We start from the raw sequence: 26,310 nt of genomic DNA on the forward strand, positions 1-26,310 counted from the left end.
CCTCGTCACGCCACGTTGCGGGGCAGCGGGTGCAGCCGGGCGCGACAGGCGTCGCGGCGTTGCAGCATCTCGGGCGTGACCAGCACGGTCTGGCCGTCGCGGCGGAACCAGCGCGCGTCCTCGTCGGGGTCCTCGCCGACCACCAGCCCGTGCGGGACATGCGTCCCGGGCGCGACGATGGCGGCGCTGAGCCGGGCCGAGGCCGGGACATGGGCGCCGGGCATCGCCAGGCTGCCGCGCCCCAGCGACCATTCCGCCGCCGGCGCGGGATGGGGCAGGCGGGCGGGCGCACCGGCCAGGAAGTCCAGATGCGCCTGGCGCAGCGCGTCGAGCGTGCCCACGTCGCGCCAATAGATCTGCCCCGAGGCGGCGGGCGGCAGGCGATAGCTTCCGGCCTCGCCCCGCGCCACCGCCATCGGGATCAGGTCGTGGCCGAAATCCGCGGCCCGCGCGGCATCGCCGAACAGGCGCGCGCGCAACCAGGCGGCCGACAGCACATAGACCCCCATCGAGACCAGCGCCTGGTCCGGCTGCCCCGGCATCGGCGGCGGCGCGGCGGGCTTTTCCAGGAAGTCCAGGATGCGCCCCGCCGCGTCCGTCTGCATGACGCCGAAGCCGCTGGCCTGGGCGCGGGGCACCACATCCGCCGCGATCGTCACCGCCGCCCCGGAACGGCGATGGGCCGCGATCAGCGCGGCATAGTCCATCTCGTAGATATGGTCGGCGGCCAGGACCAGCACCTGCTCGGCGCCCCAGGCCTGGATCTGCAGCCAGTTGCGGCGCACGGCATCGGCGGTGCCGTCGTAATAGCCGCGCCCGTCGCGCAGGATCAGGCCGCCGGCCGGAAAATGCCGGCCCCATTGCCCAGGCAGATGCCGGTGCAGCGTGGTCGGCGCGAATTGCGTGGCGACCAGCAGCCGGTCCAGCCCGGACCGGACCACGTTCGCCATGGCGAAATCGACGATGCGGTTGCGCCCGGCAAAGAACACCGCGGGCTTGCTTTCCCGGGCGGTCAGTTCATGCAGGCGGGTGCCCTTGCCGCCTGCCAGCAGGATGGTTGCGGTCGCGGCGGGCAGGGAAATGGACCTGTCGGACATCGGCGAGTTCCTTTGCTGAAGGGGACGCCAGCCCGCAACCCTGGGCTGTCGGGTGGGGAACCCGTCCGGCCGCCCGTTGTTCCAGCCCTTATCAATTAATTATTACCTTGCCAGAACAGCACGAGCTGCACGCCATCCGCGAAGGCCTGCCGCAGCACGATGCGGGCGTCCGGTGCAGGCGGCTGATGATACAGGATTTCCGCGCCCAGAACCCGGTCCTGGTCCTGGCGCAGCAGCCGGATCGCCGCGGCCGAGGCCTCGATCCGGGCCGAGGCCCTGCGCAGGAAGCCGGCATGCTCTGCCCGCAGTTGCAGCAGCGCGCGGGTCCAGCGCGCCTTGGGGTCATCGGCCCGCGCCAGCGCCTGCCAGTCCAGCGGCAGGCGGTTGTCGGGATCGGTCAGCGCCAGGAAGGGTGCCTCGTCGCCGCGATAGAGGTCGGGAAAGCCCGGCAGCAGCATGTGAAAGGCGCGCTGCGCCAGCGCCAGCGCCGCGCCGCGCACCAGAAGCCGCGCCAGTTCCGGCGGCGGGTCCGCCGCCCATTGCCGCAGCACGGCGGCGGCGAACCCGGCCGCTGCCTGTTCCGCCTCGCGGTCGGGGCTGGACCAGAAGCTGGTCAGCTTGGCCTCGCGCATGGCCTTTTCCAGGTGGTCGGCCAGCCGGGGCGCCGCGGAACCGGCATCGCCCTGCCACAGCGCCAAGGCCGATTGCAGCGCATACCAGCGCCATTCCGGCGCGACGTCCTGGGCCTCGGGCAGGGCCGAAGCCGCCTGGTAAAGCGCCCGGAACGCCTCGGGGTCGTGGCTGATGGCGGCGAGCCGCATGCGCGCATCGCCCGAACGCTTGCTGTCATGGGTCGAGACCGCCACCATGTCGCCGGGCCGGCCCCGCGCCAGCGCGTCATTCGCCTCGGGCTCGGTGATGGTCGGCTCGTCGGGCTCGGCCCCGACCTCGTTTGCCGCCAGATAGCGGGCCCAGCGGAAACCGGCCGTGTCCTCTTGCGCCTTGGCCAGCAGCGCGCCCGAGACCTGCTGGAAGCGCCGGGCCAGGGCGCGCCCCGCCTGGTTCGGCGGTTCCAGCATCAGCGACACGACCAGGTCCAGCACCGTGCGCCCGCGCAGGCCCTGCGCCGCCCGGTCGGCAGCGGTGCGCAGGATCTCGGCGTTGCGCGGCTCCGCCCCATCGTCCAGATAGGTGCGATAGCGCGGCATCGCGACCAACAGGGCGGTGACGGCTTCGCGCAGCGATTCCGGGCCGGGCTCGGCCAGGGCCGAGCCTTGCGCCGCGGCCGCCGCCATGTCGCGCAGCTGGCGCCGCTCGGCGGCCAGCTCGTGCTCCAGCACATCCAGCTTGGCCTGCTGCAGCACGTCGCGGAAATCCGCGGTCGCGCCGGTGGCGTCGCGCCAGATCCGGTCCAGCCGCGCGAGGCCCGCCGCGTCGGTCAGCAGCCGCGCGATCAGCCGCCCGGATTCGTAGCCGGTGGTGCCGGTGCAGGGCCAATCGGGCAGCGCCTCATCCCCGACCAGAATCTTTTCGACCCAGACCGGCGTGTCGGGCAGCGCCGCGCGCAGCCGCCGCAGATAGGCGCCGGGATCGGCCAGGCCGTCGACGTGATCGACGCGCAGCCCCTGCACCAGCCCCTGACGCACCAGGTCCAGGATCAGGGCGTGGGTGGCGTCGAACACCGCCGGATCCTCGACCCGCATGCCGATCAGGCTGGTCACGTTGAAGAAGCGCCGATGCGTGATGCCGTCGCGCTCCAGCTCGTAATGCACCAGCCGCCAATGCTGCGCCTCGTGCAGGGCGCGCAGATCCTGGCCCGGGTCGCTGCCCGGCGCCAGCGGCAGGCGCATCTCGCCGAATTGCCACAGGCCGTCCCGGACCGAGAAAGCGCCCTCGGCCAGCAGCTTTTCGAAGGGCTCGGGCAAAAAGGGCAGGACCAGCGGCCCGGCCTGCCAGTCGATGTCGAAGGCCGCGGCATGGCGGCTGGCCGCGCCATGGCGCAGCACGTCCCGCAGCCAGGGGTTTTCCAGCGTGAAGGCGGTGTGGTTCGGCACGATGTCCAGGATGATGCCCAGTCCCCGCGCCCGCGCCGCACGCGCCAGCGCCCGGAACCCGTCCAGGCCGCCCAGGGCCGGGTCGATCCGGGTCGGATCGGTGATGTCGTAGCCATGGGTCGAGCCGGCCGCCGCGACGAAGATCGGCGACAGGTAAAGATGCGACACCCCGAGGTCCGCGATATAGTCCAGCCGCTCCCGCACCGCGGCGAAATCCACGCCGCCGCGCAGCTGGATGCGATAAGAGGCGGTGGGCAGCGGCGCGGTCATGCCGGCTCCACCCGCGCGGTCAGCGCGAAGCGGTCGCGCCCGGGCCGGCCCAGCACGAATTCACCCCACGCGGGCAGGGGGGCCGGCGCGCCCGCGCTCAGCGCGACATGCAGGCTGCCCGCGCCGAAATGCCAGGCGGCGGTCAGCCCGTGGCTGCCGAGGCGCTCGACCTCGGCGGACCGCCGGCCGCTTTTCAGCAGCGGCACGACCTGCCGGTGGCGAAAGCGCAGCGCGCGGCGCGTCAGCGCCTGCCAGCCCTCGGTATCCGGGGCGTCCCAGTCCAGGCGCGACCGGCGCAGCGTCTCGGGGTCCAGCGGATCGGGCGCCTCGGCAAAGCCCGCGTCGGCGGCGAATTCGGCCCGGCGGCCGTCGCGCACCGCCTGGGCCAGGTCGCCCCGGTAATCGGCGAAGAACAGGAAGGGCGCGCGCGCGCCGCGTTCCTCGCCCATGAAGACCATGGGGATATAGGGCGCGACCAGCAGCAGGGCATAGGCCAGCCGCACGCCCTCCGGCTCGGCCAGGCTCAGCAGGCGCTCGCCCTGTGCGCGATTGCCGATCTGGTCATGGGTCTGGATCGCATTGACGAAAGCCGTCGTCGGCAGGTCGCCGCAATCCGCGCCGCGAGGGCCGTCGCGGCCGGCGCGGGGCTGGCCCTCCTCGACATGGCCGCGGCGCAGGGCATGGGCCAGGTCGGCCAGCGGATCGCGGGCGAAGCTCGCGTAATAGCCGTGATCCTCGGCGGTCAGCAGGCAATGGACCGCGTGGTGGAAATCGTCGTTCCAGCTGGCGTCATAGCCCTGTCGGCGCAGGTCGGGCAGGTTGCGTTCGTCCTCGACCACAAGATGGACGGGGCGGCCGGGGCAGGCGGCGCGGGTGCGGCGGGCGAATTCGACCAGGAATTCGTCGGCGCCCGGCCCGGTGATCTGATGCACCGCATCCAGCCGCAGCCCGTCCAGGCGGAACGCGCCCAGCCAATGCGCGGCGCATTCGCACCAGTAGTCGCGCACGGCAGGTCGGGAAAAGTCGATCGCCGCGCCCCAGGGCGTCTGCCGCGAAGCGTCGAAGAATTCGGGCGCGATGCGGTACAGCACGGCGCCTTCCGGGCCGAAATGGTTCATCACTAGGTCCAGCAGCACCATCAGCCCCAGCGCATGCGCCCTGTCGACCAGACGGCGCAGGTCGTCCGGCGTGCCATAGGCCGGGTGCAGCGCAAAGGGCAGCACGCCGTCATAGCCCCAGCCGCGCTGTCCCGGGAACTGCCCCAGCGGCATCAGCTCGATGGCGGTGAAGCCGAGCGCCGCCAACTGGTCCAGTCTTTCCGCCGCCGCCAGCAGGGTGCCCCGCGGCGTGAAGCTGCCGACATGCAGCTCATAGATCACCGCCTCGGCCCAATCGCGGCCCGGCCAGTCCGCTTGCCAGGCATAGTCCGCCCGATGTGCGACCGAGGGCGCATGAACGTCGCCGTCCTGCAAGCGGCTGGCGGGGTCGGGGAACAGCGCGCCATCGACGCGCAGCATGTAGCGGGCGCCGGCCCGGGCGGGGACGGCGGCGCTCCAGCTGCCGTCCGGGTCCCGGGTCATGGCGTGGTCGCGCCCTTCGAGGACCAGCGCGACCGCGCGCGCCCCGGGCGCCCACAGGCTGACGCGCCAGTTGTCGCCGACCCATTCTCCGCCCCATCGGCCCATCGCCATCCCCCCATGCCTGCTTTCGCAACGCCGGCTCGCGAGGCCGCGTTCCCTCGCAGGGACTAAGGGGGCTCATGCCGATGGTGCGGTTCGTCCGCTTCCGGCAGTCGCGGAGATCAGTTCTGCTGCCCGCTCCGGGCCAGCCTGGCGATGTTGCCGGCGATCAGCTGCGCCGGATCGCCGGGGGCGGCGCTGTCCAGCAGCAGCACGCCGATGCCCTTGCCCGCCAGGGCCTCGGCCAGGGGTTCGGGCAGGTCGCGGGCGGTCAACGCCGTGTCGATCCCCTCGGCCGCCATCCAGTCCGCGAGCTTCGTCGCCCGCTCCGGCGTCCATTCCGAGGGCGCGGCGATGATGCGCGCCCGCAGTTCCAGCCCCAGGTCGGCGGCGAGATAGCTGAATTGCGGCGACAGCGCCACCGCCTCGGCGCTGTCGCGCGCGGCCATGGCCTGGTCCGCCGCGGCCTTGGCCTGCAACAGCTCGTGCTTCAGCCCGCGCAGGTTCTGCGCGATCCGCCCGGCCTCGGCCGGCGCCAGGCGCGTCAGGTCGCCCGCGACGATCTCGGCCATCTCGCCCAGCCGCGTGGGCGACAGCCAGGGCGCCGTTTCCTCGCCCGCGGGCGGCATGGGCTCGAGCCCCAGCATGGCATAGAGCGGCGCATCGGCATTGCCCTCGCCCAGGCGCGCGATGCCCGGCAGGCGCTGGTCCAAGGGCCGGGTCGCGTCGATCTCGACGATGCGGATATTGGCGCGGCGGGCAGCGGGATAAAGCGGATCGGCCGGCCAGATGCCGCCCAGCGTCAGCACCGCATCCGCCGGCCGCGCCGCCTGCTCCAGCCGGTCGCGGCCGCGCCCGGCCAGATAGGAGTGCAGGCGCGAGGCGGGCAGCTTCTCGGGCTGCACGGCCTCGACGGCGATCGCGGTGCCGAAGGTCAGGCGCCGCGCCAGGGCCTCGGTCGCCGGATGGGCGGTCAGCAGCGTCTCGGCCGCGGCGGGCAAGGCCAGCAGCGCCAGCAGCAGGGCAGGGAGAAGGCGTTTCATGCGTCACCTCGCAAGGCGCGGATCAGGGCGCAGATGAGAAAGCAGCTGCCCGCCACCAGGATGATCGCCGCGCCCGAGGGCACCGGCAGGTCGAACTGCATCGGCAGCAGGATGCCCGCCAGCGTGGCGAATGTCGCGATGCCGACCGAGATCCACCAGAAGCCGCGGACGCCGCGCGCCACGGTGCGCGCCGCCGCGGCCGGGATGACCAAGAGCGCGCCCACCAGCACCGCGCCGACGATCTTGAGCGAGGCGACGGTGACCACCGTCACCAGCATGACGAAGAGGTAGTCGAGCCGCCGCACCGGCACGCCGCGCACCACCGCGAGCGCCGGGTGAAAGCTGGCCGCCATGAAGCGGTTGTAGAGCCAGGCGGTCAGCGCCATGACCAGCGCCCCCACCGCCGCCAGCACCGCAAGATCGGTGCCGTTCACGGTCAGGATCGAGCCGAAGAGCACGTTTTCCAGGATATGCACGTTGATCCTGCCGGCCAGGATCAGCAGCACCGAGGCCCCCAGCGCCAGCGACATCGACAGGAACACCCCGATCAGCGTGTCGGCGGAAAGCCCGGTGCGGCCGCGCAGATACTCCAGCCCGATGGCAAAGAGCAGGCAATAGCCGAACAGTGCGCCATAGGGGCCGGTATAGGGCTCGCCGGCCAGGATGCCGATGGCGACGCCGGTCAGCGCGGCATGGCCTACGGCCTCGGCGAAGAAGGCGTGGCGGCGGATCACCACCAGCGTGCCGAGGCCGCCCAGCATCGGCCCGACGACCAGCCCGGCCAGCATGGCGTTGACGGCAAAGCCCCAGCCCAGCGCCGAGGGCAGCCAGCCGGCCTCGGCCAAGGCCTGCACGGCCTGGCGGAAATTCTCGAAGCTCATGCGGCGGCACCCCGATGCGAAAACAACGCCAGCACCCGCTCGGGCGTCAGCTCGTGCTGCGGCAGGCCGTCGAACAGCACCCGGCGGTTCAGCGCGGTCACGCGGTCGGCCAGGCGCCGCACCGCCGCCAGGTCATGCTCGACCCAGAGCACGGTCACGCCCTGGCTGCGCAGGTCGGCCAGCAGCGTCTGAAACAGCGCCGCCCCGGATTCGTCCAGCGCGGCCATCGGCTCGTCCAGGATCAGCAGGTCGGGCGCCGGATCCAGCGCCTGGGCCATCAGCACGCGCTGCCGCTCGCCCCCAGACAGGGCGCCCATGCGGCGATCCGACTTGCTGGCCATGCCGACATGGCCGAGCCGCGCCTCGATCCGGGCGCGGGCCGCGGCATCGGGGCGCAGGAAGACCGGGCGGTTTCCGTCCAGCGCCGCCAGGAAATCCAGCACGGTCATCGGCAGCGAGGCGTCGAATTGCAGCGCCTGCGGCACATAGGCGATGCGCCCGGCCGGCCCCGGCCAGTCCAGCGCCACCTGCCCCTGATGCGGCATCTGCCCCAGCAGGCAGCGGATCAGCGAGGACTTGCCGCCGCCATTGGGCCCGACCAGCGCATGGATGCTGCCCGGCGCCACGCTCAGCGCGACATCCTCCAGCACCCGCGTGCGGCCGAAGCTCAGCGACAGGCCCCGGACCGCGATGCCCGGCCCGCTCATGCCTTGCCGCCCTCGCGGATGGCGCGCACGACGGTGGCGAGGTTCTGGGCCATCTCGACCTCGAATTTCTCGGGCGTATAGGCGCCGTGGATGATGTGCGACAGCGGATACATGGCGACGCCGGTCTCGGCCTCGATGGTCTCGACATAGGCCGAGGGGAAGTTCGATTCCGAGAAGATCACCGCGACGTTCATCGCCCGGATCTTGTCGATGGTCCGCGCCAGTTGCGAGGGCGAGGGCTCGATGCCATGCGCCGGCTCGACCACGGCGCTGACCTCCAGCCCGAATTCGCGCAGCAGGTAGTCATAGGCGCCGTGGATGGTGGCGACCCTGAAATCGGGCGAGGGCGCCTGCGTCACCTGCGCCAGCGCATCGGCGCGCAGCTTGCGTAATCGGCGGTTATAGGCGCGGGCGTTGCCGGCAAAGACCTCGGCCCGGTCGGGATGCAGCGCGCCAAGCTCGGTCGCGATGGTCTGGACCTGCGAAATCGCCCCGGCGATCGAGATGAAGGTATGCGAATTCACCACCTTGCCGTCGATGGTATCGCCAAGGCCACGGGCAAAGGCGCCGACGGCCGGCAGCAGCGGCACGTTGCGGTTCGCCTCGATCACCGGCACGTCGGGACGTTCCGAGGCGGCGATCATGCGGCCGGCGAAATCGTCATGGCCGATGCCGTTCAGCACCACCACGTCCAGCGCGCCGATGCGGCGGATGTCCTCGGCCCGCGGCTCATAGGCATGGGGGTTGAAGCCGACCGGGACCAGCGGCACCGCCTCGGCCTGCTCGCCGGCGATATTGGCGACCCAGGAATAATAGGGATGCAGCGTCACCCCGATCCGCAGGGGCGCGGCCGCGCGGGCGCGCGCGGCAAAAGGCAGGGCGGCGAAAGGCAAGGCAAGGCCGGCCGCCAGAAGGCCGCGTCGGGTCAGGGTCACGGGTGGGCATCCTTTCGCGTGACGCTGGCGTCATAGCGGGTCACCACCTGCCGCCAGCCGGCCGCGATCAGCGCGGCGTCGTCCAGCGCCGCAGGCACGCCGGCGCCTTCGCCGATCCAGACCGTCGGGCTGTCCTTGTCCATGCGCAGCAGCATCGGCCGCGCCGCCTCGGGCCTTGCCGGCAGGCCCAGCCAGCCGCGCAGCGCGCCCGCGCCCAGTTCCTGCCAGGCATGGCCGCCGCGCGCCTCGGCGGTGGCGTCGGCGACGAAGGGCGGCAGCCCCTCGGCGGCCAGCGCGGCCGGGGCGTTGTCGGGCAGCCAGGCGAATTCCGGCGCCGCGTTCAGCAGGTCGGCGGTCAGCCCCTGTTCGGCGGCATTCAGCCCCGAGCGCAGGTCGACCTGCCAGCCCGGCAGCGCCGTCACCGAGACGCGGTCGCGATGCAGGGCGACGACCAGCGACGACCCGGCCAGGATCAGCAGCGCCAGGACCAGCACGGCAAGGCTTTCCCGCCGCCCCGAGGCGGGCGGGACGATCACGCGGGCATTCACGGGCTCAAACCCTCGACGTCCTGCCAGTCGACCTCGACGACATGGCCGGGGCCGGCGTCGAAGAGGATGTAGAACGCGCCGTCCGGCTTGGGGAAATGCACCTTGCTGGCGGCGTCGAATTTCGTCGGCACCAGCACGTCCTCGTCATAGGAGATCACGTCCAGCTTGACCCCCTCGGCGCTGGTGCCGTCGGAAAAGCCGCCCTCGCAGGTGATCTCGCCGCCCTTGGCCATGCAGGTGCAGAAGGGATAATGCGCCGCGGCCGGCAGGGCCGAGACCAGCAGGGCGGCGCAGGCGATTGCGATCCGGGTCATTTGCGTTTCTCCTGTATGCGGCGCAGCCATTCGGCGGTGGCGGGCGAGGCCTCCTCCAGCGCCAGCTCGCCCTTGTGGACGCTGCCGTCCCATTCCTCGACGGTCAGCCACAGCCCGTCATCCGGCCGGGCGCTTTCGGGCACGGCGAGATCGGCCGACTGCCGCGCCGCGGGGCCGCTGAACAGCGCCCCGGCGGCGCGCAGCGAGCGCGGCTTGCCGATGCGGACATGGACGGCACGGATGCGGTCGTCGCAGCCCTCGCAGAGCGCCAGGCGAAACACCTTGCGCATGCCCGCGACACCGGCGTCGATCGGCGCGTCGTCGTTGAATTCGACCAGGCGCAGCTCGAAGGGTCCGACCTGGACCAGGCTCGGCGCGCGCGCGCCCAGGCCCGCCTCGCCGGTGCTGAGCCGGGCCAGGTGATAGAAGGCCGGGAAGGCGGCGACGGGCACCACGATCAGCAGCACGTTCAGGTGAAAGCGCCATTCCTGCCACCAGCGCCCCAGCCGGGTGGTGGCATGGCCGCGGGCGATGCCGGCGCTCATTCCGCGGGCTCCAGCCGGGCGGCGCGGCGCTCGGCGATGAAGGCCCCGGTCTCGCGCGCGGTGCGCCTGGTCCAGATCAGCATCCCGGACAGCACCATCATCGACAAGAGCACGCCGAAGAAGAAATAGACCAGCTTCAGCCAGACGCCCAGGAAATCGCCGAAATGCAGCGGATACATCGAATCGGTCACCAGCTCCAGCACCGAGCGGTCCGAGACGCGGTTCAGCTTGGCCACCTGGTTGTCATAGCGGTTGATCATCGCGCTTTCATAGAACAGCGGAAAGGCCGCGCGCCCAGAGATGCTGGCCGGGGTAAAGACGTCCGAGGGCAGCCTCACGTTGTCCACCCGCAGCCCCGGATGCGCCGCCCTGGCCGAGGCGATGATCGCGTCCATGCTGAAGGGCGGCAGGTCGGCGCGGGAGGCGGCCTCGGGAATCTGCGCGCGCTCCAGCACCGTCGGCACCCCCGCGGTCGAGACGGTGATGCCATTGTCCGACAAGAGCCCTTCGAGGAAGAACCAGGTGCCGGTCACGCCGATGATGGCGATGAAGGGGATCGACCAGATGCCCGCCAAGCGGTGGAAATCGCCCCAGAAGGTGCGGGCGCCCTTGCCGATGCGCAGCCGCGGCTTGAAATAGGCGCGCCAGAACTTCTTGTAGACCAGGATGCCGGTGATCAGCGAAGCGATCATCGGGATGCCCATGAAGCTGACCGCATACCAGCCCCAGGAATAACCCCCGTTCCAGGGCAGGAACAGCCAGCCGTGCAGGGCGCGGATGAAATAGCGAAAGCCGATCGTGCCCGCCACGCCCTGGATCTGCCCGTCATAGGGGTTGACGTAGAGCGTCGCGGATTCGCCCTTGGCGTCGTTGACCGAGACGGTGGGGGCGAAATGGGTCTCGACCGGCCAGGAGATCGCGCTGACGCGGCTGCCGGGGCGCTGCTCGGCCACGGCGGCGGCCAGCGCGTCGGCGCTCAGCCGCTCTTCGGCGCCCGCGGGGCGGATGGCGCGGACATCGGCATTGGTCAGCCAGATCAGCTCGTGGCTGATGGTGGCGATGGTGCCGGTCACGCAGATGAAGAACACATAGGCCCAGAGCGGCAGCGCCAGCCAGCCGTGGATCAGCAGCCACAGGCGCGCCAGGCTGCCCTTCTTTTTCTTCTTCGGCGTCGCGGCCGGCGCCGGCCCGGAATGCGCTCGGTCTGTCATGGCATAGCCCTGCTGTTTCGCGGCACCATTATCGCAAAAGAATTCCGATAGGAATAGTAAGACTTCGGCCGCCTGCCGCTTTTGGTGTCGGCCGGTGGTCGGTGCGCGTTTCCGCAACAACCATCTGGACCGCGTCGAGCAGGCGGTCACGGTCGGCGCCCATGCCGGCATCCTGCCCAGCGCCGGCGAGAGCGGATCAGCGGTCACAACACCCTGCGCCACAGGTTTCAGATCGCCCGACGGCGGATGAGCCGCAAGCTCGCCGTCGCCGGTCCTGGCGGCGGCGGTCAGGACAGGTGCTGAAGGAATGCCCGGTCAGGAAGATGAGACCAGCTTGATGCCGCTTCTGAATGCAGCCGCATCGGCGGCTGCGCGCGAGTTGATCCTTTTGTCTTTCTGCTGCCGTTCGAGATATTCACCGCCGCGATCTGATGCTCCCCCTTGGAAAAACCGCCGATCAGCATTGATGAAGTCATGGCCCTTCTTTTCGGAGCGGCGGTGTCGTCGCGGTTTGGTCGAAAATGATTAACAAGGCATGCACTCCATGGTAGAGTCCCTGATACGAAAAGGAGATTCGAGATGCGTTTCCTTGTCCTTTGTCTTGCGCTTGCCTTTTCTCTCGCTCCGACCGTGACCGTTTCTCCTGCCATGGCCGGGGTCTGCGACCCCAACCTTCAGCGCTGCTGACGGCTGACGCCGGGCCTGTGACGGGCCTTGGCCGTGTATCGTTATTGGTATCGGAGGCTGCATGGAAAACCCGTGGCCCGCCGGCGTTCCGATGTCGCTTTGGACCTATGGCGACCTGCGCCCGGATGCGCTGAACCAGGTCCCGATGATGGGCATAAAATTTGCGCCCGGCTTTCTCTATGCCTTCATCTTCGGCTGCCTCTTCATCGCACTCTTCGCCTGGAAAAGATTTCTCGTCAAATCCGATGTCCGATCCGTGTCGCGCGCCCTGGGCGAGCTGAGCCCCGGCGATATCGGCGGGCACGGCGCCCTGATCCGCGCCTATTTCATCTATTGCGGCGCGATCCTGCTGCTTTATGTCTCGCTGACGTTTTTCGGCCGGCTGATCCTGCAGTCGACGCAGATGATTCCGGTCGCCGGCATCCAGATGGATGTCGACAAGCTGCAATTCGACAGCGCGCAATGGCCGCTGATGCTGGCCTTTGCCTTCGCCGGGCTGGCCGAGATGCTGCCGCCGGTGAAGCTGACCGAGGGCTGGCTGCGCAACCGCGCCTATCGTGCCGTGGGCATCCCGGTGCGGCTGGAACAGACCATGCGCAACCTGATCGTGGCGCTGGACGCGGCGACCAGCGCCCCCGATCCCGCAAGGGATGACCTGACCCGGCGATTGGCGAGCTATCGCGAGCCCTGGGTGCAGACCTTCGCGCGCCATCCCTGGTCCAGCGACCCGGCCATGCAGCGCAAGTCCAGCCAGGACGCGCTGATCTCGTTGCTGGCCCAGCTGGAGCTGCTGATTTCCTGGGCGCGGTCGGCGCGGGGGAAATGGCCCGGGCGCGAGGTCTCGAACCGGGTCTACGCGATGGAACAGGACTATGTACACGATGCCGCCAAGCTGCTGGACCAATTGCACAAGCGCATCTCCGAAGTGCCCGAAGCCGCCACCGGCGTCGACCTCGCGAACCGCAAGGATCGTTTCCGCACCGATATGGCCGAGGCGGCGACAAAGGCCGAAGCCCTGCGCCTGGACCTGGTGGGGATTCTCGCGATCTTCATCGAACGTGACCCCGACAGCCCGGTGCAGGATCCCGAATCCGAGTCGCGCGGGCCCGGCCGCCCCGGCACCGTGCGCATCGACCCGGCGCTCTATCGGCTGCTGGTCGCGGCCGATCCGCCGGATTCGGCCGGGGTCGGCCCCGAGGCCGGGCTGTTCCTGGCGCTGATCGCGGTCTTCCTGACCTATGCCGCGGCGGCCTGGCGCGGCGTGGTCGAGCCGATCGGCACCTTCGTCGAAACCAGCAATGTCTATGGCGTGCTGGCCACCGCCCTGGTCGAGACGCTGCGCATCGCCGCCCTGACCTGGCTGCCGCTGCTCGCCGCCTTTTCGCTGCGGCAATACCTTTGGGACAGCGGCGACTGGGCCGGCGCGGCCAGGACCCAGCGCCGGTCGGGCTATGCCATGCAGATCTTCTCCTGCCTGTGCCTGGGCGTCGCGGTCTCGGTGCTGGGGCTGATGGGCGTGGGCGCGCTGAAGGCGTTTTTCGTCGCGCCGACGGCAAGCTATTTCTTCAGCCTCTATGTCGGCAGCACGCCGTTCATCCTTTATTTCCCCAGCCAGGCGATCATCCTGCTGGTGCTGATCCCGATGGCCCTGCTGTCGGCCGATCTGCGCAAGAGCTCGGCGATGCGGCTGTGGTATGGGGTGGGCTGCGCGGCCGGGGTCATCCTGCTGTCGATCGAGCACCAGTATTACTGGAACCCCTCGCTGGTGCAGCAATGCCCGGGGCTCGCCATGCTGTCCTCGAGCGATTGCGCCGGACGGGGCGAGCTGGTGATGCACCTCATGCTGGGCATGCTGGCCTTCCTGGCGGCGGGCGTGCTGGGCGAATTGCCCGAACGCAACCGCCGGCTGCGGCAGCGCTGGCTGCCCGACGAGGCCCTGCCGCTGCTGGTCATCGCCGCCTTGGCGCTGTGGCCGGCGCATCCCGCGCTGGCGCAGACCGCGCGCGAGGGCGCGCGCAGCAGCAGGGGTCCGCAACAGATCGTCATGGCCATGCGCGCGGATGCGCCGCCGTTTTCCTATCTGCTGCCGGGCAGCGACCCCAGCCGGCCGGGGGCATGGCACGGCTATCTCGCGCAGCTCTGCCTCGACATCTTTGCCGGCCAGGACCAGTTCCAGGTGACGCTGCGGCCCGTCACTTCGGGCGACCGCTTCCAGGGGCTGAACCTGCCGCTGGCGCACAAGGACCATACCGACATGCTGTGCGACGCGGTGACCATGCGGTTTTCGGATGCGGTGCGCTCGGAAAAGACGGTGTTCTCGCCCATCGTCTTCGCCTCGGGCGTGTCCTATCTCGACAAGATCGAGCGCGACATGCGCAACGGCATGCTGATCGGCTATATCGGCAGCACGACGGCGCGCGACGTGGCCTTCAAGGCCTGCGAGGTCGATCACTTCAACGCCCTGCTGCCGATGCAGCGCGGCATCCTTTATCAACGCTGCAAGCTGCGCTGGAGCGCGGCCGAGGCGCGCCGGGCGCTGGCGGACGAATCGCTGGATCCCAGGCTGGCGGCGGCCAGCCTCGCAGCCCTGGGCGAGGCCGCGAAGACGCTTTTCCGGGTCGCGCAGGACAAGAAGCCGGCCCCCTTGCTGGACCCGGACAGCCGGGCGCTGATGGAGGCCGTCCTCGACCGAACCGACCCGGCCAGGCTGGACCTGAGCGCGAGCGTGGAGAGCTGCCGTTCCGCCTTGGCCAATGCCGAGCCGCGACTGTTTCCAGCGGCCTGCAAGCCGGCCCTCGATCTCGTTCAGGATCCCAGCTGCGACGGACCGCAGCCGCAGGACCAGACACTGGCAGACAAGCCGATCGCCGAACGGCCCTGGCCCGACTATCGCTTCTGCCCGCTCGACTCGCATGAGCGGCTGATCGAATGGTTCTGCGCCGGGCCCTCGACGCAGCGGCGCATCTACATGGGCGATCGCGAGTTGATCCTCGAGCGGCTGCAAGGCTGGAACGAAAGGCGCGGGCCCTGCATGGTCGAGCAGCCCGGCGGCGCCGAATTCCTGTCCTATGAGCCCTATGCCTTTCCGATCTCGATCTACCGGCCGCGGCTGATCCAGTTCGTGCAGCAGCGCATCTACAAGCTGTTTTCCGACCGCGCGCAGATGAACGCCCGCTTTGCCGGCAGTTTCGAGGGCCGCCGCATGTCCTCGACCCTGGCCTATCTGTTCCTGCTGAATGCGGTCGAGGACGAGGCGACGCTGCGCCCGCCGGCACGCTCGGCCGAAACCCCATCCGCCGCGCAAGAGGTGCGTCCGTGAAGATCCTGCTGCAAGGCCAGCCGCTGCCGGAGGCTGGCGACCCCGAGATCCGCGCCGCCGTGCTGATCTCGGCGAACCGGGACGAGGCCGACCGGATCGCGCTCGACATCGCCGACAACGAAATCGTCGAGATCGAGACCGACGACGGCGCCCGGCTGATGATCCGCGGCGACGAGTTGGCGCGGCGCCTGCCGGGCAGCATGGTGTTGGCGCGCTCGGGTGCCGCGCCCGATGTGCTGGCGATCCCGCACGAACTGGTCCTGCAACCGCCGCCCGAACTCGCAACCGCCGACGCCGCGCGGGGCATCGTCACCTGGACCATCCGCCGTGTCGTCCTGCGCGGCCCCCAGGCGTCGGCGCTGGATCTGGCCCGGGAATACGAAGGATGGGTGCCTCTGGGCCTGAAGCTGTGGCACCAGGACGGCAGCCTGGTGCCGCTCGCAGATGGATTGCAGCCGGGCGAGGAGCAGCAGGACCTGCCCTGGCTTCTGTTCCTGCATGGCACCGGTTCCTCGACCCTGGGCAGTTTCGGCAAGCTGCAACCGGGTCAGCCCGAGGTCTGGCGGGCGCTGCACCTGGCCTATCCGGGCCGCATCCTGGCCTTCGACCACCGCAGCCTGACCGAGGACCCGGTGCAGAATGCGTTGGACCTGCTGGGGCAACTGCCGCAGGGGGCCGAGCTGCACCTGGTCAGCCACAGCCGCGGCGGGCTGGTGGGCGAGCTGCTGGCGCTTGGCCATCTGGCCGAGCCCCAGGGCGATACCGTGCTGCGCCCCGAGGATCTGGCGCTGTTCGAGGGCGCCGCGCGCGACCGCGCCGAGGAATTGGGCCGCGTCCTGGCCCGGCGGCGGATCGCCGTCACCCGCTTCGTCCGCGTCGCCTGCCCGGCGCGCGGCACCTGCATCGCCGACGGCCGGCTGGGCGACTGGCTGGGGCTGGTCTTCAACGCGCTGGCGCACAGCGCCCGCATCCTGGGCGAGGCGCCGGCGGATTACCTCGAGGCGCTGGCCCGGATCGCCGCCGCCGCCCTGGCCGGCGGCGACCGGGCCGATGCGCTGCCGGGCGTGGCGGCGATGGCGCCGGAATTCTCGCCGCTGGTCCGGATGCTGAACGCCGCCGGCCGGCCGCTGCGCGGGGATGCCACGGACGCGTTGGTGGTGATCGCGGGCGACCTGGAGCTGTCGCTGTCGGCCAGGAAGCTGGTGCTGTTCTTCCTCGACAACTTCTTCGGCAGCGACCATGACCTGGTGGTGAACACCGCGCTGATGGAGGGCGGGCTGCCGCGGCACGATCCTGTCCTGCTGGTCGACCGCGGCCCCACGGTCACGCATTTCGGCTATTTCGGCAATGCCCGCTCGGCCGCCCAGCTGCGCGACGGGCTGCTGGCCCCCGCCCGGCTGCGCGGCATCGCCCCGCCCGACACGCAGCTGGCCAAGGCCGAGCGGGCCGAGAAGGACCGCGGCGTCACCCGCTCGCCGATCCCGGCCGAGACCGGGGCAGAGGCCGGGCTGACGCTGTCCGAAGGCCCGGCCGCACCGGCGCTGCTGCGCGGCGCGGTGCTGCCCCTGGCGGTGATCCTGCCCGGGATCTCGGGCAGCCATCTGGCGGCGGCGGGGCAGCGGGTCTGGCTGAACCCGGGCGGCATCTGCACCGGCGGCGTCGGCCGGCTGGCGATCGACCAGCCCCGGGTCGGGCCGGACGGGGTGATCGAGCTTTACTATGGCGAGTTGCGCCAGCACCTGTCGCGGACGCATGAGACGTTCACGCTGGCCTATGACTGGCGCCTGCCGATCCAGACCACCGGCGCGGCGGTGGCAAGGACGGTGCTGACCAAGCTGCGCGGCAGCCCGCAGCGCCCGATCCATTTCGTCGCGCATTCCATGGGCGGGCTGGTGGCGCGGGTCGCGCTGCGCGATCCGGCCTTGCTGCAGGCTTTTCAGGCCAATGCCGCCTCGCGCCTGCTGATGCTCGGGACGCCGAACGGCGGCTCGCTGGCCATGGCGCTGGGGCTGCTCGGCCTGTCCCGGACGGTCAAGATGCTGGCCGCGCTCAGCCTGTCCGAGGATATCGCCCAGATCAGCGCGATCATGCGGGCCTGGCCGGGCGCCTTGCAGCTGCTGCCGCCAGCCTTGCTGGACGGCGGCGCATGGCAGGCGCTCGCGGGGCCGCGGGGGCTGGACCCGGCGGCACTGGCGCAGGCGCGGAGCTTCTGGGCGCTGATGCGCAACAATGCCGGCCTGCCCGGTGGGCGCTGCCTTTACCTGGCCGGCATGGGCCAGACCTGCGACCAGCTGTTCCGGGATGCCTCGGCAAAGCTGATGATGACCACGACGCCGCGCGGCGACGGCACCGTCTTGTGGTCCAGCGGCATCCCGGCCGGCGTGCCGGCCTGGTATGCGCCGACCGAACATGGCGATCTGTGCAAGGACCGCTATCTGCATCCGGCGATCAGCGACCTGCTGCTGAAGGGCCAGACCGAGGTGCGCCGCGTCACCCGCGACCCCGGCCTGCGCGCGGCCGAGCCGGCCGCCGGCCCGCGCGAGGCGGTCAGTGCCGACATGCCGCTGCCCGCCATGCCCTCGACCCTGCACCTCGTCGCCATGACCATGGGCGGGCGTCCCCCGGCCTTGCTGGAAAGCGCGCCGCAGGCGACGCCCGAGGTGCGGGTCAGCGTCGTCCATGACGACCTGCGCCATGCCCGCCACCCGATCCTGGTCGGCCATGGGCTGGGCGACGCGATCCGCAGCGCCGAGCAGGCGCTGGACCAGCGGCTGAACGGCCGGCTGCGACGCCGCAACGCGCTTGGGCTGCATCCCGGGCTGATCGGCAGCTGGGACGTGCATCTGACCCCTTGCGCCGAGGGTCCGGACGGCGTGACCGGCGGCATCGTCGTCGGCACCGGCGTCATGTCCGGCCTCAGCACCGGCGCGCTGACCGCCACGATCCGCTCGGGCCTGCTGGCCTATGCCGATGCGGCGCGCGACCTGCTTGCGCCGCCCGCGACGGCGGCCAAGGACGAGGGGCAGGCCGCTGCCCCGCGGGATCTGGGCGTCTCGGCGGTGCTGATCGGCTGCGGCTCGGGCGTGGTCTCCGTCGCGGACAGCGTCTCGGCGCTGCTGAACGGGGTCGAGCAGGTCAACCGGATCCTGTCCGGCCAGGCCGGGACCGACATGCCGGTGCGCTTTGCCGAATTGCAGATCATCGAGGCGGTCGAGCAGGTCGCCGTCACCGCCTGGCACGCGCTTGGCCAAAGGGTCCGGCGCATGCGCGACCCTTTCCGCCGCGAGGGGCCCTTGCAGCTGGGCAGGGGCGGCTTTCGCCGCACCGGCCCCGAGGCCGACCCGGATTCCTGGATGGAGGTCACGATCACCGCCCCGCGTCCCGAACCGCCCGCCCCGGGCGAACCGGCGCCGTCGCTGGGGCCGCTGCATTACCTGCTGGTCGATGGCCGCGCCCGGGTCGAGGCCGAGACCGTGGCGGTCAGCCGCCGGCTGGTCCAGCATTACGTCGCGCAGATCCCCGACCAGCCCGCGACGCTGGATGCCGACGGCATCTCGCCGGGCCGCACGCTCTTCGAGCTGCTCTGGCCCGCGGCGCTGAAGCAGCACAGCCTCGAGGATCGCAACCTGCGCCTGGTGCTGGACCGCGACAGCGCCACCATCCCCTGGGAGATGCTGGACGATCGCCGCCCCGACGAATACGGCCGCTTTCCCGAGCTCCTGAAGCCGCCGGCGGTGCGCTATGGGCTGATGCGCCAGCTGGTCAGCCAGCGCGACCAGCCGACGCCACCCCGGCGCGGCGGGCCGCGCAGCGCGCTGGTCATCGGCGATCCGGGCGACGGCAGCGGTGGCCTGCCCCCGCTGCCCAATGCCCGGGACGAGGCCCTGGCCGTGGCCGCGCAGCTGGAAGAGGCCGGCTTCGCGGTCACGCGGCTGGTCGGGCCGGATGCGACGCCGGCGCGGGTGATCTCGGCGCTGTTCTCGCGCGGCTGGAGCGTGGTCCATATCGCCAGCCACGGCGTCATCGACTGGTCCCCCGGCCCCGGCGAGCCGCCGATGACCGGAATCGTGCTGGGTGTGCCGCCCCTGGGCGTGCTCGAGGCGCCGCTCTTGCGGCAGATGCCCGAAGCGCCCGAGCTGGTGTTTCTGAACTGCTGCCACCTGGGCCAGATCGGCACCGAGGACGGCTTCGGCGCGGCCCTGCGTCAGAACCGGCCCGGCTTTGCCGCCAGCCTGGCGGTGGAACTGATCGAGAGGGGCTGCTCGGCCGTTGTGGCCTGCGGCTGGGCGGTCTCGGACTCGACCGCGAAGCAGTTCGCGCAGGGGCTTTACCAGCAATTATGCGGCGGCACAGACTACGGCACCGCCCTGCGCCAGGCCCGGGCCGAGGCCTATGAGGCTTCGGGCATGGCGACGAACACCTGGGCCGCCTATCAGTGCTACGGCCATCCCGGCTTCGTGCTGACCCCGGCCACGGCCGAGCGCCAGGGCGATGGCGTCGAGCTTGCCTCGCCGGCCGAGGCGCTGGCCCAGGTCCGGGCCGAGATGGCCTTGCCCGATGCGCCGGGCCAGCGCCCGCTGGCGGAGCGGCTGGCGCATTTGCAGGACAGGATCGAGCGCGCCGAATGGCTGGACCGTTCCGATCTGGCCGCGGCGCTGGGCGACGGCTGGATGACCTGCGGGCAGAGCGACAGGGCCATCGCCGTCTATCGTCGCGCGCTGGCGGCCGAGATGCCGAACCTGCCCTTGAGCAGCCTGCAAGGCAGCGCGGTCCTGCTGGACGGCAGTGATCCCGACCGGCCGCTGGCCTGGGTCGAACTGCTCGAGGCGCTGAACCGGGCCTGCCAGCCCAGCCTCGGCCGGCATGTCCTGCTGGCGCGGCTGTTCCGGCAGCGCGCGGCCGCAGCCTCGAGCCGCACCCAGCGCGACAAGCACCTGCGCGACATGGCCGCCGCTCTGGATCAGGCGCTGGCGCTGGCCGGCTCCGATGGCGACCAGGACGATGCGCTGCGGCTGGAGCGGCTGCTGGCCCAGGCCCTGCTGTCGAAACCGCCGGCGCGTCTTGCCGCACAGCTTGCGCCCCTGGCGGGCCGGCTGAGCGGTGCCGGACGCCTTGGCGCCCTGCTTGCGCTGGTGCAGGCGGTCATCGGTGCCGATCCGGCCCGGCTGCCACCCGCCGCCGCCCTGCGCGATCCGGCCGGGCTCTTGCCTCTTGCGCTGCTGACGCTGGCCGCCCTGCCGGCGCGCTCGCCCCTGCGTCCGGCCCTGCGCGAAGCGCTGGAGAACCTGCCCTGAGCCAGGCTCGGTGCGGGACGTGGTGCGAATGGCTGCGCCCCGTCCGAACCTCGGCGATCTTCAAGCAGGGACAGGGCGGCGCTTTCGTCAGAGGATTCAGGTCGGCGACACAGGTCCAGAGGCTCTGGGCATAGCCTGGCCCCTACGACCCGGCAGGCGCCTGCCTCGAGCAGATCCGGGGACGGAACTAGCGCCGCGCGCTTTCCGCGACCAGCCAGTCGCGCAGGCCTTGCGTCGCCGGCTCGTGCGGGGCGCGCTGGATCATGTGATAGCCCTGGCCGGGCGCCACACGCTCGGGGCCGAAGCGGACCAGCTGGCCGCGCGCCAGCAGCGGATCGACCAGCCCGCGCCAGCCAAGCGCCACGCCCTCGCCGGCCAGGGCCGCGTCGATGACCAGCGAATAGGTGTTGAAGCGCAGGTTGCCCTGGTCGCGGGCCAGGTCGCCCGCGCGCCCGATGGCCGAGAGATAGCGGCGCCAGTCGAACCAGGCGGCGGGATGCGGGCTGTCGAGATGGATCAGCCGGGTTGCGCCGAAGGCGCCGGCGCTGCGCCCTTGCGCAAAATGCGGGGCACAGACCGGGACGACGCGCTCTTCGATCAGCAGCGTCGCCTCGGGGCCCAGCGTGGCGGCGCTACCGAAGACCACGGCGATGTCGCCGGGCTGCAGCTGCCCCAGGTCGCTGTGCTGCGAGGCGATGATCTGCAAATCGGCCTCGGGCTGGGCGTCGCGGAAGCGGTGGATGCGCGGGATCAGCCACAAGCCGGAAAAGGCATAGTCGGTATGCAGCCGCAGCACCGCCGCGCTGGCCTTGCGCCGCAGCCGCGCGGCAAGCTCGTCCACCTGGTCGACGCTGCGCGTCAGGATCGCGAGCAGCGCCTCTCCGGCCTCGGTCGGCGCGACGCCGCGGTACCCGCGGGTCAGCAGGGCCGTGCCGAACTCGGCCTCGGCCCGGCGGATCTGATAGCTGACGGCGGGCTGGGTCAGGTTCAGAAGCCGTGCAGCCTCGGACAGGCTGCCCGCGCGGCAGACCTCGACGAAAACCCGCATCCAGCCCAGATCGACATGGCGCATCGGCGATAAAGATCCTTTATATCATGCATGAAAAGAATCCCGCTGCACCGCAGGCTTGGTGCAGGGCTATATAAGGGGATGGAATAGCGCCCGAAGCAGCGGCATGGCAAGGGGCGGAAGGGCGCCGCGTCCTGCGGGGCGGTTATTTCGACTGACTATCCCGGCGCGCCGGGCTATAGGCGGCGGCAGGCCGATGCCGCAACCCGGCCCGCGCGCCCAAACCCTGAACGACCGAGACGAGCCTCAGATGACACGCCCGAATATCCTTATCCTGATGGTGGACCAGTTCAACGGGACGTTGTTCCCGGACGGGCCGGCCGAGTTCCTGCACGCGCCGAACCTGCGGGCGCTGGCGGAACGCTCGGTGCGCTTCGCAAAGACCTACACGGCCAGCCCGCTTTGCGCCCCGGCCCGCGCCAGCTTCATGTCGGGGCAATTGCCGCGCCGCACCCGGGTCTATGACAATGCCGCCGAGTTCGCCTCGGACATCCCGACCTATGCCCATCACCTGCGCCGCGCCGGCTATTACACGGCGCTGTCGGGCAAGATGCATTTCGTCGGTCCCGACCAGTTGCACGGTTTCGAGGAGCGGCTGACCACCGACATCTACCCGGCCGATTTCGGCTGGACGCCGGATTACACCAAGCCGGGCGAGCGCATCGACTGGTGGTATCACAACCTCGGCTCGGTGACGGGCGCCGGCGTGGCCGAGATCACCAACCAGATGGAATATGACGACGAGGTCGCCTTCAACGCCACGCAAAAGCTCTATGACCTGTCGCGGCGGCTGGACGACCGGCCCTGGTGCCTGACCGTCAGCTTCACCCATCCGCACGATCCCTATGTCGCGCGCCGCCGCTTCTGGGATCTCTACGACGACTGCCCGGCGCTGGAGCCCGAGGTGCCGGCGATCCCCTTCGATCAGCAGGACAGCCATTCGCAGCGGCTGATGGAGGCCTGCGACTTCCGCGCCTTCGACATCGCGCCCGAGGACGTGCGCCGGGCGCGGCAGGGCTATTTCGCCAATATCTCCTATGTGGACGAAAAGATCGGCGAGATCCTCGACGTGCTGAAGCGCGGCCGGATGGACGACAACACCATCATCCTGTTCGTCTCGGACCACGGCGACATGCTGGGCGAACGCGGCATGTGGTTCAAGATGAGCTTCTTCGAGGGCTCGGCTCGGGTGCCGCTGATGATCGCGGCGCCGGGCTGGCAGCCGGGGCGCATCGACCAACCGGCCTCGACGCTGGACGTGGTGCCGACGGTGGCGGCGCTGGCCGGGCTGGACATCAGCACGCTTGCGCGCTGGACCGATGGCGAGGATCTGACCGGGCTTGCCACGGGGCAGGGCGCGCGCGGCCCGGTGCCGATGGAATATGCGGCCGAGGGCACGGTCACGCCCATGGTCGCCCTGCGCGATGGCGACTGGAAGCTGGCGCTGTGCAATGCCGATGCGCCGATGCTTTACAACCTGGCCGACGACCCGCAGGAACTGCGCAACCTGGCCGACGACCCCGCCCATGCCGAGACCCTGGCGCGGCTTTCGGCGCAGATGCGGGCGCGCTGGGACCTGGAGGCCTATGACGCCGAGGTGCGCGAAAGCCAGGCCCGGCGCTGGGTGGTCTATGAGGCGCTGCGCAACGGCGCCTATTTCCCCTGGGATTACCAGCCGCTGCAAAGGGCCTCGGAACGCTATATGCGCAACCACATGGACCTGAACGTGCTCGAGGAAAACAAGCGTTTTCCGCGCGGGGAATAGGCCCGCGCCCGCGACCGCCGGAACATCGCCCCATGCCCTTTGCCCGCAAGACCGCCCCGCGCCGCCTGATGCTGTCCTTTCTGCAGCGGATCAACGAGGTCCGACGGCAGCTGCGCGACCAGGAGGCAATGCTGGTCGTCATTGCCTTCGCGCTTGGCGGGCTGGTCGGGCTGGCGGTTGCAGGGCTGCACCGGCTGCTTCTGGCGGCGCAGGGGCTCTTGTTCGGCCTGCCGCGCGATGCGGCGCTGAGCGCGCTTTCGGACCTGCCGGCCTGGCCCTATGCGCTGGTCCCGGCGGTGGGCGGGCTGGTGCTGGGGGTCTGGGCGCTGGTCGCGCAGCGCATCCGCCCGGCCGAGATCGTCGACCCGATCGAGGCCAATGCGCTTTACGGCGGCAAGATGTCGGTCTGGGATTCGCTGCGGCTGGCCTGGCTCACGCTGCTCTCGAACCTGTCGGGCGCCTCGGTCGGGATGGAGGCGGGCTACAGCCAGCTCGGCGCCAGCCTGTTTTCCGCAGTGGCCCAACCCTTCCGGCTGCGGCGCGAGGACAAGCGCTGCCTGACCTCGGCCGGGGCGGCGGCGGCCATCGCCGCGGCCTTCAACGCGCCGCTGGCCGGCGCTTTCTACGGCTTCGAGCTGGTCCACGGCTCCTACGCGCCGCGCAACATCGCCATCATCGGCGCGGCGGTGATCTCGGGCGCGCTGGCGCGCCGCGCGGTCGAGCCGCATGGCTCGCTGTTCCACCTGCCCGAGGTGATGGCGCTGCCCGACACGCTGCTGCCGCTGTTCATCGTCATCGGATTGCTGGCGGCGCTGGTCGGCACCGCGACCATGCGGCTGGTCTCGGTCTTTGAGCGCCTGTGCCAGAAAAGCCGGCTGGCGGCTTGGGCACGGCCGGCGGCGGGCGGGCTGGTGCTGGGCGCCATGGCGCTGGCCAGCCCGCAGGTCCTGGGCAGCGGACACGACTCGATCCAGGTGCATATCAGCCAGAACTGGGGCCTGGCGGCGGTGGCGCTGCTGCTGCTTGGCAAGGTCCTGGCCTCGGCCCTGTCGCTGGGCGTGGGCTTTCGCGGCGGGCTTTTCAGCTCGTCGCTGTTCATCGGCTGCCTGCTTGGGGCGCTGGTCGCGCAGCTGCTGGTGCTGGCGCTGCCCGGCCTGCCCGAGCTGCGCATCCCCGCCATGCTGGCCGGCATGGCCGCGGTCGGCGCCGCCATCACCGGCGCGCCGCTGACCATGGTCTTTCTGGTGCTGGAGATCACCGGCAATTTCGCCTTTACCGTCGGTGTTCTGACCGCGGCCTTCATCGCCTCGACCGTGGTGCGGCTGACCTTCGGCTATTCCTTCTCGACCTGGCGCTTCCATCTGCGCGGCATCCCGCTGCTGGGCGCGCATGACGTGGGCTGGGTGCGCGAGCTGACGGCGGGGCGGATGATGCGCAGCGACATCCGCCGCGTGCCGCTGCACCAGCCGGTGGCACTGCTGCGCGAGGAGCTGCCGCTGGGCAGCCGCAAATACGCCTTCGCCGTGGACGAGCACGACCGCTATGCCGGCATCATCGACATGGCGACCGTGCACGACCCCGAGATCACCGAGCTGGCCGAGGTCCTGCTGGCCGCCGATTGCATGATCGGCGCCGATGCGCATGTGTTCCGCCAGGACAATATCCAGGCCGTGCTGGACCAGTTCTCGCGCACGCAGCTGGAGATCCTGCCGGTGCTGGACGGGCCGGCGACGCAGCGGGTGCTGGGCTCGCTGACTGAGGCCTATTGCCTGAAACGCTATGCGCAGGAGCTCGACAGCCGCCGCAGCGACGAGATCGGCGCGCCCTGAAGGGCGCGGTTGATCTTGCGCCGCCCTCGCGTATCATGGCCGCCGCACAGCCAGCCTTCTGGGGAGGAAGGGCGATGATGTGTTTCGAGGAATGGAGCAATTGCGTCCTGTCCAATTGCGGCCAATACGATTGCACCCCCGCCGAGCGCAACCGGCGGGCCGTGGGGGATTTCCGGCTGCGCCGCCGCCACGGCATCGACATCGCCGAGATGGATTGCCGCATCGACCGCATCGACCGCCAGCGCTCCGGCATCCGCAGCGATGACAGCGAATACCTGTTCCTGCTGATGCAGCGCGCGGGCGAGGCGCGGGTCATCCACAATGGCGCGGCCGAGGTGCTGGCGGCCGGCGACTGCCTGCTGATGGATTCGACCCGCACCGCCCAGATCCGCTTCGACGGCCGCGACGCCAGCTTCACCTCGGTGCACCTGCCGCGCGCCCTGTGCCTGGAGGGTCGTCCCGCCGCGCCGCTGACCGGGCGGCGCATTCCGGCCCGGCATCCGCTGCTCGCGGGTCTTGGCGCCCTGCTGGCCGAGGCGCCCGAGGCCGATGACGCCGCCGATTATCTGTTCGATTTCGTCGCGCTGCTGTTTCGCGGCGATGGCCCGGCGCCCGGCTTTCGCGACCGCGCCGGCCGGTTCCGCCATGCCTGCGAGACCATCGAGCGCCATCTGACCGACACGGAATTCTCGATCGAGCGGCTGTCGGCGCTGGTCAACCTGTCGCGGCGCCAGTTGCAGCGCGATTTCAGCGACCATGGCACCAGCTTCACCCAGGTGCTGGCGCAGCGCCGCGCCCGGCTGACCGCCGACCACCTGCGGCGCGCGGCGCAGATGAACCGCCGGCCGGTGATCTCGGACCTGGCCTTTCGCGCGGGCTTTGGCGATCTGTCGCATTTCAACCGGGTGTTTCGCCAGCATTACGCCATGGCGCCGGGCGACTATTACGCTTCCTGCCGCGCCGTGCATTGATTGCAAAGGCTTTTCCTGGCGCGCCAGCCCCGGTCGCTGGCGCGCCACGCCAAGACGCCGCAAGCACCCGCGCCCTATGCTGTCCGCCATGC

At 70.6% G+C, this 26,310-nt stretch carries 18 protein-coding genes; 5 read left to right on the forward strand and 13 right to left on the reverse strand.

What is annotated here, in order from left to right:
• Positions 1-5: 5 nt before the first annotated feature.
• From E3D03_RS08040 to E3D03_RS08095, 12 genes are all read right to left on the reverse strand, one after another.
• Entirely contained in the window at positions 6-1,097 is a 1,092-nt protein-coding gene (locus E3D03_RS08040) for a sugar phosphate nucleotidyltransferase (protein WP_263566531.1), read from the reverse strand.
• Between the two features lie 95 nt (positions 1,098-1,192).
• Positions 1,193-3,421, reverse strand: a complete 2,229-nt coding sequence (treY, locus tag E3D03_RS08045) for a malto-oligosyltrehalose synthase (protein ID WP_263566532.1) — start codon at positions 3,419-3,421, stop codon at positions 1,193-1,195.
• Positions 3,418-5,112 carry a malto-oligosyltrehalose trehalohydrolase gene (treZ, locus tag E3D03_RS08050; RefSeq protein ID WP_263566533.1) on the reverse strand — a complete coding sequence of 565 codons (1,695 nt, stop codon included), beginning with the start codon at positions 5,110-5,112 and terminating at the stop codon, positions 3,418-3,420. Before treZ ends, treY begins: the two co-directional genes overlap by 4 nt.
• Before the next feature lie 110 nt (positions 5,113-5,222).
• The gene (locus tag E3D03_RS08055) at positions 5,223-6,143 is read right to left on the reverse strand and encodes a metal ABC transporter substrate-binding protein (protein WP_263566534.1); all 921 of its coding nucleotides are present in this window, start codon (positions 6,141-6,143) and stop codon (positions 5,223-5,225) included.
• Entirely contained in the window at positions 6,140-7,024 is an 885-nt protein-coding gene (locus E3D03_RS08060; protein WP_263566535.1) for a metal ABC transporter permease, read from the reverse strand. The genes E3D03_RS08055 and E3D03_RS08060 overlap by 4 nt, the downstream gene beginning before the upstream one ends.
• Complete coding sequence (locus tag E3D03_RS08065; RefSeq protein ID WP_263566536.1) at positions 7,021-7,731, reverse strand: metal ABC transporter ATP-binding protein; 711 nt, start codon at positions 7,729-7,731, stop codon at positions 7,021-7,023. The genes E3D03_RS08060 and E3D03_RS08065 overlap by 4 nt, the downstream gene beginning before the upstream one ends.
• Complete coding sequence (locus E3D03_RS08070) at positions 7,728-8,666, reverse strand: metal ABC transporter solute-binding protein, Zn/Mn family (RefSeq protein ID WP_263566537.1); 939 nt, start codon at positions 8,664-8,666, stop codon at positions 7,728-7,730. Before E3D03_RS08070 ends, E3D03_RS08065 begins: the two co-directional genes overlap by 4 nt.
• Entirely contained in the window at positions 8,663-9,202 is a 540-nt protein-coding gene (locus tag E3D03_RS08075; protein ID WP_263566538.1) for a DUF6162 family protein, read from the reverse strand. Before E3D03_RS08075 ends, E3D03_RS08070 begins: the two co-directional genes overlap by 4 nt.
• Positions 9,203-9,210: 8 nt before the next feature.
• Positions 9,211-9,528, reverse strand: a complete 318-nt coding sequence (locus tag E3D03_RS08080) for a hypothetical protein (RefSeq protein WP_263566539.1) — start codon at positions 9,526-9,528, stop codon at positions 9,211-9,213.
• Positions 9,525-10,073, reverse strand: a complete 549-nt coding sequence (locus E3D03_RS08085) for a thiamine pyrophosphate-binding protein (protein ID WP_263566540.1) — start codon at positions 10,071-10,073, stop codon at positions 9,525-9,527. Before E3D03_RS08085 ends, E3D03_RS08080 begins: the two co-directional genes overlap by 4 nt.
• Positions 10,070-11,284 (reverse strand): PepSY-associated TM helix domain-containing protein, encoded by a 1,215-nt coding sequence (locus E3D03_RS08090; RefSeq protein WP_263566541.1) that lies wholly within the window; start codon positions 11,282-11,284, stop codon positions 10,070-10,072. Before E3D03_RS08090 ends, E3D03_RS08085 begins: the two co-directional genes overlap by 4 nt.
• A gap of 287 nt (positions 11,285-11,571) precedes the next feature.
• Positions 11,572-11,760: a hypothetical protein gene (locus E3D03_RS08095; protein ID WP_263566542.1), complete on the reverse strand. Its 189-nt coding sequence runs from the start codon at positions 11,758-11,760 to the stop codon at positions 11,572-11,574.
• A gap of 302 nt (positions 11,761-12,062) precedes the next feature.
• On the opposite strand from E3D03_RS08095, the gene E3D03_RS08100 reads away from it, so the two are divergent.
• The gene (locus tag E3D03_RS08100; RefSeq protein WP_263566543.1) at positions 12,063-15,290 is read left to right on the forward strand and encodes a hypothetical protein; all 3,228 of its coding nucleotides are present in this window, start codon (positions 12,063-12,065) and stop codon (positions 15,288-15,290) included.
• Positions 15,287-20,584 carry a CHAT domain-containing protein gene (locus E3D03_RS08105; RefSeq protein WP_263566544.1) on the forward strand — a complete coding sequence of 1,766 codons (5,298 nt, stop codon included), beginning with the start codon at positions 15,287-15,289 and terminating at the stop codon, positions 20,582-20,584. Before E3D03_RS08100 ends, E3D03_RS08105 begins: the two co-directional genes overlap by 4 nt.
• Positions 20,585-20,771: 187 nt before the next feature.
• Here E3D03_RS08105 and E3D03_RS08110 read toward each other — a convergent pair whose 3' ends face one another.
• On the reverse strand, positions 20,772-21,656 hold the full coding sequence (locus E3D03_RS08110; protein ID WP_263566545.1) for a choline sulfate utilization transcriptional regulator: 885 nt from the start codon (positions 21,654-21,656) through the stop codon (positions 20,772-20,774).
• Between the two features lie 247 nt (positions 21,657-21,903).
• Between E3D03_RS08110 and betC the strand changes: the two genes are divergently transcribed.
• The 3 genes from betC to E3D03_RS08125 all read left to right on the forward strand — a co-directional run bounded on the left by betC (position 21,904) and on the right by E3D03_RS08125 (position 26,218).
• On the forward strand, positions 21,904-23,418 hold the full coding sequence (gene betC / locus E3D03_RS08115; protein ID WP_263566546.1) for a choline-sulfatase: 1,515 nt from the start codon (positions 21,904-21,906) through the stop codon (positions 23,416-23,418).
• A 32-nt stretch (positions 23,419-23,450) separates the two neighbouring features.
• Complete coding sequence (locus E3D03_RS08120; protein ID WP_263566547.1) at positions 23,451-25,247, forward strand: chloride channel protein; 1,797 nt, start codon at positions 23,451-23,453, stop codon at positions 25,245-25,247.
• A gap of 74 nt (positions 25,248-25,321) precedes the next feature.
• Positions 25,322-26,218, forward strand: coding sequence for a helix-turn-helix domain-containing protein (locus tag E3D03_RS08125; RefSeq protein WP_263566548.1), 897 nt, complete (start codon positions 25,322-25,324; stop codon positions 26,216-26,218).
• The last annotated feature ends 92 nt before the right edge of the window (positions 26,219-26,310 follow it).

This window comes from Paracoccus sp. DMF, assembly GCF_004407025.1.
Taxonomy (GTDB): domain Bacteria; phylum Pseudomonadota; class Alphaproteobacteria; order Rhodobacterales; family Rhodobacteraceae; genus Paracoccus; species Paracoccus aminovorans_B.